General features: G+C 68.1%; 16 protein-coding genes. 7 read left to right on the forward strand and 9 right to left on the reverse strand.

Annotated features, from left to right (window positions below; translation table 11 throughout):
- Both I8J34_RS23380 and I8J34_RS23385 read right to left on the reverse strand, forming a co-directional pair.
- A partial coding sequence (locus tag I8J34_RS23380) for a hypothetical protein (protein ID WP_214364051.1) occupies positions 1-268 on the reverse strand: 268 nt, incomplete at its 3' end.
- A gap of 276 nt (positions 269-544) precedes the next feature.
- A complete protein-coding gene (locus I8J34_RS23385; RefSeq protein ID WP_214364052.1) occupies positions 545-817 on the reverse strand; it encodes a hypothetical protein in 273 nt (90 codons plus the stop codon).
- A 201-nt stretch (positions 818-1,018) separates the two neighbouring features.
- On the opposite strand from I8J34_RS23385, the gene I8J34_RS23390 reads away from it, so the two are divergent.
- The 4 genes from I8J34_RS23390 to I8J34_RS23405 all read left to right on the forward strand — a co-directional run bounded on the left by I8J34_RS23390 (position 1,019) and on the right by I8J34_RS23405 (position 4,918).
- Positions 1,019-1,681, forward strand: coding sequence for a response regulator (locus tag I8J34_RS23390; protein WP_214364053.1), 663 nt, complete (start codon positions 1,019-1,021; stop codon positions 1,679-1,681).
- Positions 1,678-3,006, forward strand: a complete 1,329-nt coding sequence (locus tag I8J34_RS23395) for an ATP-binding protein (RefSeq protein ID WP_214364054.1) — start codon at positions 1,678-1,680, stop codon at positions 3,004-3,006. Before I8J34_RS23390 ends, I8J34_RS23395 begins: the two co-directional genes overlap by 4 nt.
- Positions 3,007-3,118: 112 nt before the next feature.
- Positions 3,119-4,585, forward strand: a complete 1,467-nt coding sequence (locus I8J34_RS23400; RefSeq protein ID WP_214364055.1) for a DegQ family serine endoprotease — start codon at positions 3,119-3,121, stop codon at positions 4,583-4,585.
- Between the two features lie 84 nt (positions 4,586-4,669).
- Positions 4,670-4,918 carry a hypothetical protein gene (locus tag I8J34_RS23405; RefSeq protein WP_214364056.1) on the forward strand — a complete coding sequence of 83 codons (249 nt, stop codon included), beginning with the start codon at positions 4,670-4,672 and terminating at the stop codon, positions 4,916-4,918.
- Here I8J34_RS23405 and I8J34_RS23410 read toward each other — a convergent pair.
- From I8J34_RS23410 to I8J34_RS23440, 7 genes are all read right to left on the reverse strand, one after another.
- Positions 4,873-6,075 (reverse strand): multidrug effflux MFS transporter, encoded by a 1,203-nt coding sequence (locus tag I8J34_RS23410; RefSeq protein WP_230411976.1) that lies wholly within the window; start codon positions 6,073-6,075, stop codon positions 4,873-4,875. The two genes, I8J34_RS23405 and I8J34_RS23410, sit on opposite strands and share 46 nt — an antisense overlap.
- Positions 6,076-6,081: 6 nt before the next feature.
- Complete coding sequence (gene maiA, locus I8J34_RS23415; protein ID WP_214364057.1) at positions 6,082-6,720, reverse strand: maleylacetoacetate isomerase; 639 nt, start codon at positions 6,718-6,720, stop codon at positions 6,082-6,084.
- 22 nt (positions 6,721-6,742) lie between these two features.
- Complete coding sequence (locus tag I8J34_RS23420) at positions 6,743-8,068, reverse strand: TRAP transporter large permease (RefSeq protein WP_214364058.1); 1,326 nt, start codon at positions 8,066-8,068, stop codon at positions 6,743-6,745.
- On the reverse strand, positions 8,065-8,607 hold the full coding sequence (locus tag I8J34_RS23425; protein WP_214364059.1) for a TRAP transporter small permease: 543 nt from the start codon (positions 8,605-8,607) through the stop codon (positions 8,065-8,067). Before I8J34_RS23425 ends, I8J34_RS23420 begins: the two co-directional genes overlap by 4 nt.
- Before the next feature lie 85 nt (positions 8,608-8,692).
- Positions 8,693-9,721: a TRAP transporter substrate-binding protein gene (locus I8J34_RS23430; RefSeq protein WP_214364060.1), complete on the reverse strand. Its 1,029-nt coding sequence runs from the start codon at positions 9,719-9,721 to the stop codon at positions 8,693-8,695.
- 38 nt (positions 9,722-9,759) lie between these two features.
- Positions 9,760-10,776 (reverse strand): fumarylacetoacetate hydrolase family protein, encoded by a 1,017-nt coding sequence (locus I8J34_RS23435; protein ID WP_214364061.1) that lies wholly within the window; start codon positions 10,774-10,776, stop codon positions 9,760-9,762.
- Positions 10,773-11,321 carry a VOC family protein gene (locus I8J34_RS23440; protein ID WP_214364062.1) on the reverse strand — a complete coding sequence of 183 codons (549 nt, stop codon included), beginning with the start codon at positions 11,319-11,321 and terminating at the stop codon, positions 10,773-10,775. Before I8J34_RS23440 ends, I8J34_RS23435 begins: the two co-directional genes overlap by 4 nt.
- Before the next feature lie 133 nt (positions 11,322-11,454).
- On the opposite strand from I8J34_RS23440, the gene I8J34_RS23445 reads away from it, so the two are divergent.
- From I8J34_RS23445 to I8J34_RS23455, 3 genes are all read left to right on the forward strand, one after another.
- The gene (locus I8J34_RS23445) at positions 11,455-12,363 is read left to right on the forward strand and encodes a LysR family transcriptional regulator (protein WP_214364063.1); all 909 of its coding nucleotides are present in this window, start codon (positions 11,455-11,457) and stop codon (positions 12,361-12,363) included.
- 107 nt (positions 12,364-12,470) lie between these two features.
- The gene (locus I8J34_RS23450) at positions 12,471-12,725 is read left to right on the forward strand and encodes a type II toxin-antitoxin system Phd/YefM family antitoxin (protein WP_214364064.1); all 255 of its coding nucleotides are present in this window, start codon (positions 12,471-12,473) and stop codon (positions 12,723-12,725) included.
- Positions 12,725-13,129: a type II toxin-antitoxin system VapC family toxin gene (locus I8J34_RS23455; protein ID WP_214364065.1), complete on the forward strand. Its 405-nt coding sequence runs from the start codon at positions 12,725-12,727 to the stop codon at positions 13,127-13,129. Before I8J34_RS23450 ends, I8J34_RS23455 begins: the two co-directional genes overlap by 1 nt.
- Positions 13,130-13,495: the final 366 nt, after the last annotated feature.

The raw sequence follows: 13,495 nt of genomic DNA on the forward strand, positions 1-13,495 counted from the left end.
CGTGGAAGGGGCGGCGCTCGATGCGCGACAGCCCGGTTTGCAGATCGAGCCGGACGGCTTGGCCGAGCAGGCTGCCGAGCGGCAGGTGGGCGTTTTCCGAAAGCGCGTCGAGCACGATGCGCATACCGGCGTGCTCGCCGACCGGGCCGAGGGTTTCGCGGATGGTGGCGTTCTCGGCCAACAGGACATCGTCGCCCAGCGCCGTGATCAGGCGCATCAGCCGCTGGTGCTGGCTCCAGCCGGGGGCGTAAGGAAGATGTCGGTCCATGGCGGCCTCGGATATCGGGGGTGAGGGCGCATGATAGGTGGATTTATTGGACAAGAAAAGACCGTTGTCATTGCCTTGCGATACCGGCAACCGGTGTGGGCAACGCGGGCACCGGCCATGGCGCCCGACTTCGGGATCTTATCGGCCTATCGACCGCGCACCCATCGGGTTTTGCCGCATCGCTTCCGGTCTGAATTTTGTACGCGCTACGAGACTCCCTGAACCAACAAAAACGCCGGCCCCCGGGTGGCGGCCGGCGTGCAAACATCCCGAAGCTCAGTAGGCTTTCTTGGCGGCGCACGGATTTTTCGCTGCGCAAGGATTCTTGGCAGCGCAGGGGTTTTTCGCCGCGCACGGGTTGACGGCGCACGGATTCTTGGCGGCGCACGGGTTGGCCGCGCAGGGGTTCTTCTTGGCCGCGCACGGATGCTGCGCCGAGCACGGGCCTTTCTTCGGCGCGCAGGTGGCGTAGGCCATGCTGCCGGCGGCCATCAGGCCGGCGGCAACGAAGGCGGTGGCGAGCTTGCGGGCGGTCGGGTTCTTTTTCATGGGTCTCTCCAATAGGTCTCTGTCGTCATGGGCGGGGGTGATTTCCGCATCGGGCCGGCGCTGAAAATGCCGAGCTCACCTGACAGACCGCCGGCTTCGCGCATTCCTTACACGCGGGCCGAACATCGTGCGCGGGCCGGCAACGGCCGCCGCGGCTACAATGGGCGCCAACTCAGACATTCATCGGGGCATGGCGACGACATGAGGATCCTGCTGGTCGAGGACGATGCGATGATCGGCGCCAGCGTGCAGCGTGGCCTGCGCCAGAGCGGCCATGCGGTGGACTGGGTGCGCGACGGCCTCGCCGCCGAGTTGGCACTGAACGACACGCCCTACGATCTGCTGCTGCTCGACCTCGGCCTGCCCAAGCGCGACGGCATAGACGTCCTGCAGGGGCTGCGCGCAGCGGGCAATGCGCTGCCGGTGTTGGTGCTGACGGCGCGCGACGCGGTCAGCGACCGCATTCGCGGGCTCGATGCCGGCGCCGACGACTACCTGGTCAAACCCTTCGATCTGGACGAACTGGCGGCGCGCGTGCGCGCCCTGGCGCGGCGCGGGCGCGGCGCGGCCGACCCGGTGCTCTGCCGCGGCGCGCTGGTGCTCGACCCGGCGGCGCATGCGGTGACGCTCGACGGCGCGCCGGTCAAGCTCTCGGCGCGCGAATTCGCCCTGCTCGCCGCCCTGTTCGAGGCCGACGGCAAGCCGCTGTCGCGCGCCCGGCTCGAAGAGCGGGTGTATGGCTGGGGCGAGGAGGTCGAGAGCAACGCCATCGAGGTGCACATCCATGCACTGCGCCGCAAGCTCGGCCCCGGCTGGATCCGCAACCTGCGCGGCGTCGGTTACATCCTGTCGGAGCCGGCATGACCTCCCTGCGCCGGCGCCTGCTGGTCTCCCTGCTCGGTGCCATCGTGGCGGTGTTCGCCATCGCCGGCCTGGCCACCTACCGGATGGCGCATGACGAAGTCGATGCGGTGATGGACTACCACCTGCGCCAACTGGCGCTGTCGCTGCGCGACCGCAGTTTCGGCCAGGCGCCGCCGGTCGCCCCGCCCGACAAGTCCTTCGACTTCGTCATCCAGATCTGGGACGGACGCGGCCTGCGCCTCTACCTGTCGCATCCGCACAGCGTGCTGCCCGCCCTGGCACAGTTCGGCTACGCCACGGTGCGCGCCGGTGAGGACGACTGGCGGGTCTACTCGGTGCCGCTGCGCGACCGGGTCATCCAGGTCGCGCAGCCGATGCGGGTGCGCCGCGCCATGGCCGCCAAGGCGGCGCTCAGCACCCTGGTGCCGCTGCTGGTGCTGGTGCCGCTGCTCGGCCTCATCATCTGGTACCTGATCGGCCGCGGCCTGCGCCCGCTCGACACCCTGGCCCATGGCGTCTCGGTGCGGCGCGCCGATGCGCTCACCCCCTTGTCGGCCGAGGGCGTGCCGGACGAAGCGCTGCCGCTGGTGGGCGCGCTCAACGGCCTGCTCGACCGCCTCTCGCAGGCCTTGTCGGCACAGCGCGCCTTCGTCGCCGACGCGGCCCATGCCCTGCGCACCCCGCTCACCGCCCTGCAATTGCAGCTGCAGCTGACCGAGCGCGCCGACAGCGCCGCCGAGCGCGAGGCTGCGCTGGCCGAGCTGCGCGGTGGGCTGGTGCGCGCCATCCGCCTGGTCGAGCAGCTGCTGACCCTGGCCCGCCAATCGCCCGACAGCGCGCCGGCCGAGGCGCCGGTCGCCCCGGTCGACCTCGCCGCGCTGGCGCGCAGCGCGCTGACCGCCCTGGCCCCGCTGGCCGAGGCGCGCGACATCGATCTGGGCGCCACCGCGCTGGCCGACGACGCCATCGTGCGCGCCGATGCGGCGGCGCTGCGCACCGCGCTCGACAACCTGATCGACAACGCGATTCGCTACACGCCGGCCGGCGGCCGGGTGGATCTGGCGGTGCGCCGCGCCGAGGGCCGGCTGTGGCTCGAGGTGAGCGACACCGGCCCGGGCATCGCGCCCGAGGCGCGCGAGCGGGTGCTCGACCGCTTCTACCGCCAGGATGACGCAAGCTCGGACGGCAGCGGCCTGGGCCTGGCCATCGTCAAGGCGATCGCCGAGCGCCATGGCGCCGTGCTGACGCTCGACACGGCCGAGGGCGGCGGTCTGCGGGTGTGCCTCGGCTTCGTGCCGGCGGACAACGCCCACCCGGGCAACTGAAACACCGTCTTACGTTTTGCCGCGGGGCTTCTTAAGTTTGCTTTAAGTTGCCCCGGCCTAAGGTGGTCTCCACGGCGAGCACAGGCTCGCATCGCATCTCAAGGAGTCCATCATGCAAGCCAAGACCTTCAAACGTTCTGCCGCCGCGCTGGCGGTCAGTCTGGCCGTGGCCGCGGGCGCCGGTTACCTGAGCGCCCGCCATGGCATCGCCGATGTCCATGCCGAATCGGTGCCGGCCGTCAGCGCGCCGGCAAGCCCGGCCGCCGCGATGGCCATGCCGGATTTCGAAACCATCGTCGCGCGCAGCGGCCCGGCCGTGGTCAATATCAGCGTCGAGGGACTGGTCAAGACGCGCGGCATCGCCTCGCCCTTCGGCCAGCTCGACCCGAACGACCCCTTCTCCGAATTCTTCCGCCGCTTCGGCCCCGGCCTGCAGATGCCCGGCGGCGAGCAGGTGGTGCGCGGCCAGGGCTCGGGCTTCATCGTCTCGCCCGACGGCGTGATCCTGACCAACGCCCATGTGGTGGCCGAGGCCGACACGGTGACGGTCAAGCTCACCGACAAGCGTGAATTCACCGCCAAGGTGCTGGGCATCGACAAGGCCACCGACCTGGCCGTGCTCAAGATCGACGCCGACAAGCTGCCGACGCTGCCGCTGGCCGCGCCCGACAGCACCCGTGTCGGCCAGTGGGTGGTGGCCATCGGCTCGCCCTTCGGCTTCGAGAACAGCGTCACCGCCGGCATCGTCTCGGCCAAGTCGCGCTCCTTGCCCGACGAAGGCTATGTGCCCTTCCTGCAGACCGATGTGGCGATCAACCCGGGCAACTCGGGCGGGCCGCTGCTCAACCTGAAGGGGGAGGTCGTGGGCATCAACTCGCAGATCTACTCGCGCTCGGGCGGCTACCAGGGCGTGTCCTTCGCCATTCCGATCGAGGTCGCCAACAACGTCAAGGACCAGCTGCTGGCCCACGGCAAGGTGACACGCGGGCGCATCGGCGTGGGCATCCAGGAGATGAACCAGGCGCTGTCCGAGTCCTTCGGCCTCAAGTCCGCCAACGGCGCGCTGATCAGCCAGGTGCAGCCGGGCAGCCCGGCCGAGAAGGCGGGCCTGCAGCCGGGCGACGTGATCCTCAAGCTCAACGGCGAGCGCATCACCAATTCCAACGAGTTGCCGCCCAAGGTGGCCGCCATGGCGCCGGGCAGCAAGATCACGCTGCAGGTGTGGCGCAAGGGCGAGACCCGCGACATCAGCGTCACGCTCGGCGCCCAGGCGGCCGAGGAGGTCGCCAGCGCCGATACGCCTGCGGCCGATCATGGCCGGCTCGGCGTGGCGGTGCGCCCGCTCAACGCCGACGAGGCCGCGCAGCTCAAGGCCAAGGGCGGCGTGGTGGTGCTGCAGGTGGCCGGCGCCGCCAAGCGCGCCGGCATCCAGCCGGGCGACGTGGTGCTGGCGGTCAATGGCCAGCCGGTGGCCGACGTGGCCGCCCTGCAGCGCATGATCAGCGGCGCCGACAAGCATGTGGCGCTGCTCATCCAGCGTCAGGACGCCCGCCTGTTCGTGCCGGTCGAGCTGGGCTGAGCCCGGCGCGACAAGCGGCCTCGCGCGCTGCCACCGGGCAGGCGCGAGGCCTTCTCCCCGCCCATGATCTTCGAGGAGCGCCCCATGCCACACGCCGCCTATCGCCTACCGCATCGATCGACGCCCCCCGCACGGAGGTCCAAGGCCTTCGACAATGCCATCCTGCGCGCCTTCCTGCGCGCCGCCGCCATCGCCTTCGCGCTCGGCAGCGAAACGGCCGCCCGCCTGGCCTATGGTGCACAGGCCGATACACGCCTGCGGAATGCCACGGGCCGCTCCGGCCGCCCTCAAGGCGCCGGCCGGTGTACTGCCGGGCGCACCCACAACCAGTAGCTGAGCAGCGCACCGCCCATGCCGGCGGAGATCGCCGCGGCCATCGGCACGGTGGAATCGACGAAGCTGTGGCCGACGAACACACCGAACAGCGCCGCCAGCGCCATCTGCACGAAACCCATCAACGAAGCGGCCGCACCGGCCATGGTCGGCCACGGCGCCAACGCAATGGCGGTGGCGTTGGGCATGATGAAGCCGATGCCGCAGGTGACCAGCCACATCGGCACCATGATCGCCGCCGGGTGCTGCCAGCCGACCATCGACAGGGCCAGCATCACCGCACCGCCGACGCTGCTGATCACCACCCCGGCGGTGAGGATCGCCTCGGGCCCGCGGCGCGAGGCGAGCCGGCCGGAGGACATGGTGCCGGTGATGAAGCCCGACACCATCAGGCCGAAGGCCAGGCCCATGGTCTGCGGGCTGAAGCCGAACAGGTTGATGAAGACGAAGGGCGCGCCCGAGATGAAGGCGAACATGCCGGCATAGGCCAAGCCGTTGCACAGCAGCACGCCGCGATAGGTGGTGTCGCGCATCAAGGTGGCGTAGTTGGCCAGGATGCGCCGCGGCTGGATGGCGGTCGGGTCGGGATGGCGGTTGCTCTCGGTCAGCAGGCGCCAGGTGGCGACCCATTGCAGCGCGGAGTAGATGACCAGAAAGACGAAGGTGGCGCGCCAGCTGAAAGCCACCGACAGCCAGCCGCCGAACACCGGCCCGACCAGCGGCGCCAGCGCCATCGCCGCCGAGATGTAGGAGAGCATGCGCGCCGAGTCCTTCGGCCCGTAGATGTCGCGCACCACGGTGCGCCCCAGCACCGGCCCGGCGCAGGCACCGATGGCCTGCGCAAAGCGCGCGGCGATCAGCGTCTCGATGTTGGGCGCGAGCGCGCAGGCGATGCTGGCCAGCACGAAGATGGCCAGCCCGGTGAGCATCAGCGGGCGCCGGCCGAAGCGGTCGGACAGCGGGCCGTAGAACAGCTGGCCGACGGCGAAGCCGCCGAGAAAGACCGACAGCGTGAGCTGGGTGTGGGCCACATCGGTGCCCAGCGCGGCGGTCATGGCCGGCAGCGAGGGCAGGTAGAAGTCGGTCGACAGCGGGCCCAGCGCCACCAGCGTGGTGAGCAGGATGGCGATGGCCCGGCCGGGCCCGGTGGCGCTCACGCCGCGCTACTCGGCATCGGCCTGCACGCCGGGCGCCGCCGCCTGGAAGGCCGGCAAGGCCTCGCAGGCCTCGACGATGCGCATCACCGTCGGCACATGGTCGAGCTGGCAATCGAAGCGCTGCGCATTGTAGATCTGCGGCACCAGGCAGGCATCGGCCAGCCCCGGCGTGTCGCCATGGCAGAAGCGGCCGGTGGCCGGATGGCCGGCCAGCTGCGCCTCGACCGCGGCCAAACCGGTATCCACCCAGTGGCGGTACCAGGTGAGTTTCTGCGTTTCGGTCAGGCCCATTTCGCCGGTCAGGTAGTTCAGCACCCGCAGATTGTTGATCGGGTGGATCTCGCAGGCAATGCTTTGGGCGATGGCGCGCACCCGGGCTCGACCGGCCGGGTCGGCCGGCAGCAGCGGCGGCTGCGGATGCGTCTCGTCGAGGTACTCGACGATCGCCAGCGACTGGGTCAGCAGCAGGCCGTTGTCGTCCAGCGTCGGCACCAGGCCGGCCGGATGGATGCTGCGGTAGCCGGGCGCACGCTGTTCGCCGCGCGCCAGATGCACCGCCACGGCCTCCCAGGGCAGGCCCTTGAGGTTGAGGGCGATCCTCACCCGATAGGCGGCGGAGGAGCGGAAGTAGGTGTAGAGCTTCATGACAGGTCTCCGGCGTCGGCGCTCAGCCGCCCAGCACATGCACCAGCCACAGGGCCAGCCCAGGGAAGAAGGCGATCAGCACGATGCGCAGCAGGTCCGAGGCGAGGAAAGGCAGCACGCCGCGGAAGGTCTCCTTCATCGGGATGTCCTTGGCCAGCGAGTTGATGATGAACACGTTCATGCCCACCGGTGGCGTGATCAGGCCGATCTCGACCACCATCAGCGCCAGGATGCCGAACCAGATGGCCTTGTCGCTGTAGCCCAGGCCCCAGTAGTCCAGCCCCATGACGATGGGCAGAAACACCGGGATGGTGAGCAGGATCATCGACAGGCTGTCCATCACGCAGCCGAGCACCAGGTAGGCGAAGATCATGGCGAACAGCACCGCCATCGGCGGGAAGCCGCTCGACAGCACCCAGTCGGCGATTGCCACCGGCATCTGCGACAGCGCCAGGAAGGCGTTGAGCACGTCGGCACCGATCAGGATCAGGAAGATCATCGCCGTCGCCTCGGCCGCACCGAGCACCGCGGCGACGAACTCGCGCCAGCGCATCTCGCGCGAGATCACCGCCAGCGCGGTGGTGGCGAAGGTGCCCACCGCCGCCGCCTCGGTGGGGGTGAAGATGCCGCCGTAGATGCCGCCGATGACGGTGATGAACACCGCCAGGATCGGCCAGACGCGGCCCAGCGCATGCAGGCGGGCGCGCCATGGCAACGGCGCCGAGGCCGGGCCGCTGCCGGGTACGAAGCGCGCATACAGGCTGACCACCAGCATGTAGCCGAACATGGCGATCAGGCCGGGAATGAGCGCGGCCATGAACAGCGCGGCGACGTTCTGCTCGGCGAGGATGGCATAGATCACCAGCACCACCGAGGGCGGAATCAGGATGCCCAGCGTGCCGCCGGCCGCCAGCGCGCCGGTGGCCAGGGACGGCGAGTAGTGGCAGCGGCGCAGCTCGGGCAGGGCCACCTGGCCCATGGTGGCGGCGGTGGCCAGCGAGGAACCGCAGATGGCGCCGAAGCCGGCGCAGGCACCGATGGCGCTCATCGCCACCCCGCCGGGGTAGTGGCCGAGAAAGGCGTTGGTGGCCTCGAACAGCCGGCGCGACAGGCCGCCCTTGGAGGCGACGTTGCCCATCAGCAGGAAGAGCGGCACCACCGACAGGTCGTACACCGAGAAGCGCCCGTAAGCCAGGTGCTTGAAGTAGCTCATCAGCGGGTCCCAGCCCGAGACCAGCGTATAGCCGATCGAGCCGCCGAGCAGCATCGCCATGCCGATGTGCACGCGCAGGGCCAGCAGGACCAGGGTGAAGGCGCCGATGGCGAAACCGATCTCCACGCTCGTCATTCCATGCCCCCTTCGCTGTGCAGCGTGCCTTTCCAGGCGGTGTAGGCGGCGGTCAGGCCGAGCAGGAAGAAGCTGGGGCCGAGCGTGGTGTAGGACCACCACAGCGGCCAGCCGAGCAGCATGGTGGTCTCGCCGGTCTCGAACGCCTCCCAGGCGCCGGCGAAGCTGCGCCAGGCGATGACGAAGGACAGCACCATCAGGATGATCGCGGCGATGCGGTCGAGCACGCGGCGTACGGCGGGCGAGGCGCTGTGGGTGAAGAAATCGACGATCACATGCGCGTTCTTCATCTGCGCCCAGGGCAGAAAGGCGGCCACGGCCAGCGCACAGCCCATCTGCACCAGTTCGACATCGCCGAGCACCGGCTCGTCGGTCAGCCAGCGGCCGACCACGCTGTACACCGACACCGCGCAGATGGCGAACAGCACCAGGCTGCCGCCGATGGCGGAGAGCATCGACCAGGCGTAGAGAAAGCGGCCGACGGGGTCGCGCGGGCGCGGATCCGGTGCGTCGCCGGATCGGGGAATGGCTTCAGCCATGGGAGTTCTCTCGGTCAGAGGCGCGTCGCGGACGCGCTGGCGATTCGGCGGCCGGGGCCCATCGCGGGCCCCGGCCGCCGTCGTCTTATTGTGCGTTGTACTTCTGGATCAGACTCTTGGCGGTATCGAGCATGGCTTGGCCCTTGTAGCCCTTGCCGTCCATCTCTTTGACCCAGCTGCTCGCCAGCTTGTCGGTGACCTTGCGCCACTTGCCCAGTTCCTCGGCGGAGATCATGGCGAACTCGTTGCCACGTTCCACGGCCTTTTCACGCGCCGGCGGGGCGGAGACGTCCCAGGCCTTGCCGATCGAGGCCGAGAAATCGGCGCCCGAGTTGGCATCGATGACCTTCTTCAGGTCGGCCGGCAGGCTGTCGTACTTGGCCGGGTTCATGGCCACGATGAACAGCGCGGTGTACAGCGAGGGCATCGACTTGTCGGTCTCGGAGTGGAACTTGGTCATCTCGTGCAGCTTGACCGCCGGGATCACCTCCCAGGGCAGCACATAGCCATCGACCACGCCTTTCGACACCGCTTCGGCCACGGCCGGCAACGGCATGGCCACCGGCGTGGCGCCGAAGGCGGCGATCATCTTGTTGGTCAGGCGGGTCGGCGCGCGCATCTTCAGGCCGCGGAAGTCGCTCAGCTTGGTGATCGGGTGCTTGTTGTTGTGCACATAGCCTTCGTCATGCACATGGAAGGCCAGCGGCTTCACCTTGGCGAAGTCTTCCTTGCCGAACTGCTCGTAGTAGTGCCAGGCGGCGCGGCTGGCCGGCTCGGCGCGGTTGGTCATGAAGGGCAGCTCGAAGACTTCCATCGACGGATAGCGGCCGGCGGTGTAGCCGGGCAGGGTCCACACGATGTCGGCCACGCCGTCCTGCACCTGTTGGATCAGCTGCGGCGGCGTGCCGCCGAGCTGCATGGCCGGGTAAATCTGGCACTTCATGCGGCCGGCCGATTCCTGCTCGATCTTGGCGCACCACGGCTCCAGCACCTTCTGCTGGCTCATCGCCGTGGGCGGCCAGAAGTGCGCCACCTTGAGGATGATCGGCTCCTCGGCCAGGGCGGCGCTGCTGCCGAGCAGGGCCACGGCGGCGGTGATCAGGGTCTTTTTCATGTCTCGTCCACCTTTTTATGTCTTGGGTTGCTGCGGTCTTACGACGCCTGGGGCGCCACGACGGTGTTGTCGATGGCACCGAAAATGCTGTTGCCCGACGCGTCCTTCATCTCGATGTGCACCCGGTCGCCCGGCTGCATGAAGGGCGTGAGCGGCTTGCCCTGCTCGATGGTCTCGTACATGCGCACCTCGGCCAGGCAGCAGTAGCCCACCCCGCCGTGCTCGATGCTCGAACCCCACAGGTCGCCCTGCTTGTTGGAGACGGTGCCCGAGCCGATGATCGATCCGGCCTCGAGCTCACGCGTTTTCGCCACATGGGCGATCAGCTGGCCGAAGTCGAAGGTCATGTCGACACCGGCATTGGGCTTGCCGAAAGGCTTGCCGTTGAGCTCGACCAGCAGCGGCAGGTGCAGCTTGGCGCCCTGCCAGGCCTCGCCCAGTTCGTCGGGCGTCACCGCCACCGGGCTGAAGGCGGAGGCGGGCTTGGACTGGAAGAAGCCGAAGCCCTTGGCCAACTCGTTGGGGATCAGGTTGCGCAAGCTCACATCATTGACCAGCATCACCAGCCGGATCGCCGCGGCCGCCTGGGCCGGCGTGGCGCCCATCGGCACGTCGCCGGTCACCACGGTCACTTCGGCCTCGAAGTCGATGCCCCAGGCCGGGTCGGCCACCACCGTGTCGCGCGGGCCGATGAAGCTGTCCGAGCCGCCCTGGTACATCAGCGGATCGGTGTAGAAGGATTCGGGCAGCTCGGCGCCGCGCGCCTTGCGCACCAGTTCCACATGGTTGATGTAGGCCGAGCCGTCGGCCCACTGGTAGGCGCGCGGCAGCGGCGAGTGGCAGGCCCCCGCATCGAAGGGCTCGGCATGGCGCGCCGCGCCGTTGTTGAGCGCCTCGTAAACCGCGGCCAGCTGCGGCGCGACGTCGGCCCAGTTGTCCAACGCCTGCTGCAGGGTGGCGGCCACCTCGGGCACGCGCTGGCAGCGGGTGAGGTCACGGTTGACCACCACCAGCGTGCCGTCGCGCCCGCCGGCCTTGAGGGTTGCGAGTTTCACTTGAACATCTCCTGATAGCGGCCGTCATGCATCCAGGCGGCATGCTTGGGCGCTTTCTTGGTTTTAGACCACTCTTCAAGCATGTCCCACTTGACCTTGTCGAGCGCCTCGAGCATGCCCGGGCGCAGCGTGTTGGCGGCCAGCTCCAGGCGGTGGCCGTTGGGGTCATAGAAGTAGATCGACTTGAACAGCGCATGGTCGGTCGGCCCGACCACCTCGATGCCGGCCGCCTCGAGCCGCGCCTTGGCGGCCATCAGCGAATCCATCGAGTCGACCTCCAGCGCCAGGTGCTGGGTCCAGGCCGGGGTGTTTTCGTCACGGCCCATCGGCGCGCGGGTCGGCAGCTCGAAGAAGGCCAGCACATTGCCCATGCCGGCGTCCATGAAGATGTGCATGTACGGATCGGCCTCGCCGGTCGAGGGCACGGCGTCCTCGGCGATCGACAGCACCAGCTTCATGTCGAGGTGCTTTTCGTACCAGCGCGCCGTCTCCAGCGCATCTTTGCAACGATATGCCACGTGATGGATTTTCTGGACCAAGCTCATTGCTGTCTCCTGTGTGCGGACCTGACCGGTCTCTGCGTACTCCGGGCCGATGCCACTGGCCGATGTGTCCATTACAGCCCAGAACGACATATCATACAAACAGCTTTTTCAGATCAATTTATCGGATGATCTTATGAACATCACCCTGCGCCAGCTGCGCGCCTTCATCGCCGTGGCGCGCACCGGCAGCTTCACCCTCGCCGCCGAGAGCCTGTTCATCACGCAATCCGCGCTGTCCGGGCTGATCAAGGAGCTGGAAGGCTCGCTCGGCCTGCGCCTGGTCGACCGCAGCACGCGGCGCATCCAGCTCTCAGACACCGGCCGCGAGGTCTATCCGCTGGTCGAGAAAATCCTCAACGACCTCGACAACGTGCTCGACGAAGTCGCCAACCTCAAGGCGCTGAAGAAAGGCACGGTGCGCGTCGCCGCCCCGCAGCTGATGGCCTGCACCCTGCTGCCCGAGGTCATTGCTGCCTACAGCGCCGAGCACCCCGACGTGCGCATCCGGCTGGTCGACTGCGCGGTCGAGAGCGTGGTCTCGCGCGTGTTCTCCGGCGAGGTGGATTTCGGCGTCGGCCCCGAACGCGACCCCAACTCCGACATCGACGCCACCACGCTGTTCGAACTGCCCTTCATGGCCGTCTTCCCGCCCGGTCACGCCCTCGCCGCGCAAGACAGCGTCCGCTGGACCGACCTCGAAGCCTGGCCCCTCATCGCCCTGCAAGGCCAGTTCACCGAGCGCCTGTCGGTCGACCTCCACACCGCCATGCGCGAAAAATCCCTCGACCCCAACACCACCGTCGCCTTCATGTCCACCGCGCTCAGCATGGTCAGCGCCGGCCTCGGCATCACCGTCTGCATCCCCTACGCCGCCTCGCTCGTGCGCTTGTATGGGTTGGAGATGCGCCCGCTGGTTGATCCCGTCGTGACGCGACGCTTCTACACCTTCACCCGCAACGGACGCTCACTCACGCCGGCCTCGCAGAGTTTTCGGGATTTTCTGTTTCGGTATATCGGGGAGCATGAGGGGTATGCGCGGTAGAAGCCTCTCGCACAAGCGCTTCCGCCGGCCATCGGCGGATCCTCGGGACGTGCGTCGATGTTCTGCGCCTATAATCGGGCTAACCAACTCAATCAAGAGGCTCGATCATGAAGACCGTCCCCGTCTATGAGGCCAAAACCAAGTTTTCCGAGCTTCTGGTCGCCGTCGAGCATGGCGAGCAAGTGACCATCACCCGTCGTGGCCGTGCCATCGCGCGCATCATCTCGGCGGTCGATGTCGAAGTGTCCGCCGAAGCGCAGCGCCAGCAGGTTGCCGGCACCTTCGCCCGCCTGCGCGAACTTCGGAAAGGCGTCAGCCTTGGCATGGATGTCCGGGAGGCCATCGAAGAGGGGCGCGACTGATGCCCTTCGTGCTGGATAACTCGGTGGTCGCCGGCTGGTTTCTCGACGACCAGGCAAGCCCCTATACCGACGCCATCGCCCTGCGGCTGGAAGAAGACCGGGCGGTTGTCCCGGCCCTGTGGCAGCTCGAATTTGCCAACGTGCTGCGCACGGCATGCCGGCGCAAACGCCTCACGGCCGAACAGGCGCAACAGGTCATCGAGCAGATTTGCGGGCTTCCCATCGACATCGAACCCGCCACCCCGCGCCCCAGCGAACTGCTGGCCTTGGCGCTCCGCTACGATCTGAGCAGCTACGATGCAGCCTATCTGGAGCTGGCATTGCGCCTGCAAATCCCGATCGCCACACAGGATGGTCCGCTTCGCACGGCCGCCGAAGCCTCAGGCGTTGGCGTACGTACTTAGTCAGGTCCAGCAGCAAGCAACCGCCGAGCGGTGCAATGCCCTCCGGCCACTGCCGCCTACGGCGATCGCCCGAAACGCCGCGGACCACACGGACGGGCACCCACTCCCCCTCTGTCGTGCCGAGCGCAGCAAGCGCGGGGCGGAAACAGCGGCTTCGCTGTCTGAGCCCGCAGGGCGAGTTTGCGAAGCTGCCCGCCCCGTGCTTGCGGAGGGAGGGAAGCCCGAAGGGCCACGACAGCGGGGTGTACGGTTCACACTCATCGGTAACAAATCGGTTCAAAGACATGGGTAACAACTTCTACCCTGCATGGGAGCGGATAGGAGGGCAGCCCCATGCCTTGGAACGAGGTCAAACCGATGGACCAA

The organism is Denitromonas iodatirespirans, from assembly GCF_018524365.1.
In the GTDB taxonomy this organism is placed as follows: domain Bacteria; phylum Pseudomonadota; class Gammaproteobacteria; order Burkholderiales; family Rhodocyclaceae; genus Nitrogeniibacter; species Nitrogeniibacter iodatirespirans.

Excerpts from the sequence above, each read along its gene's own strand:
- I8J34_RS23445 (WP_214364063.1), top strand. The coding sequence starts at position 11,455 with ATGAACATCACCCTGCGCCAGCTGCGCGCCTTCATCGCCGTGGCGCGC.
- I8J34_RS23385 (WP_214364052.1), bottom strand. The coding sequence starts at position 817 with ATGAAAAAGAACCCGACCGCCCGCAAGCTCGCCACCGCCTTCGTTGCC.
- I8J34_RS23400 (WP_214364055.1), top strand. The coding sequence starts at position 3,119 with ATGCAAGCCAAGACCTTCAAACGTTCTGCCGCCGCGCTGGCGGTCAGT.
- I8J34_RS23405 (WP_214364056.1), top strand. The coding sequence starts at position 4,670 with ATGCCACACGCCGCCTATCGCCTACCGCATCGATCGACGCCCCCCGCA.
- maiA (WP_214364057.1), bottom strand. The coding sequence starts at position 6,720 with ATGAAGCTCTACACCTACTTCCGCTCCTCCGCCGCCTATCGGGTGAGG.
- I8J34_RS23440 (WP_214364062.1), bottom strand. The coding sequence starts at position 11,321 with ATGAGCTTGGTCCAGAAAATCCATCACGTGGCATATCGTTGCAAAGAT.
- I8J34_RS23450 (WP_214364064.1), top strand. The coding sequence starts at position 12,471 with ATGAAGACCGTCCCCGTCTATGAGGCCAAAACCAAGTTTTCCGAGCTT.
- I8J34_RS23455 (WP_214364065.1), top strand. The coding sequence starts at position 12,725 with ATGCCCTTCGTGCTGGATAACTCGGTGGTCGCCGGCTGGTTTCTCGAC.
- I8J34_RS23390 (WP_214364053.1), top strand. The coding sequence starts at position 1,019 with ATGAGGATCCTGCTGGTCGAGGACGATGCGATGATCGGCGCCAGCGTG.
- I8J34_RS23420 (WP_214364058.1), bottom strand. The coding sequence starts at position 8,068 with ATGACGAGCGTGGAGATCGGTTTCGCCATCGGCGCCTTCACCCTGGTC.
- I8J34_RS23395 (WP_214364054.1), top strand. The coding sequence starts at position 1,678 with ATGACCTCCCTGCGCCGGCGCCTGCTGGTCTCCCTGCTCGGTGCCATC.
- I8J34_RS23430 (WP_214364060.1), bottom strand. The coding sequence starts at position 9,721 with ATGAAAAAGACCCTGATCACCGCCGCCGTGGCCCTGCTCGGCAGCAGC.
- I8J34_RS23425 (WP_214364059.1), bottom strand. The coding sequence starts at position 8,607 with ATGGCTGAAGCCATTCCCCGATCCGGCGACGCACCGGATCCGCGCCCG.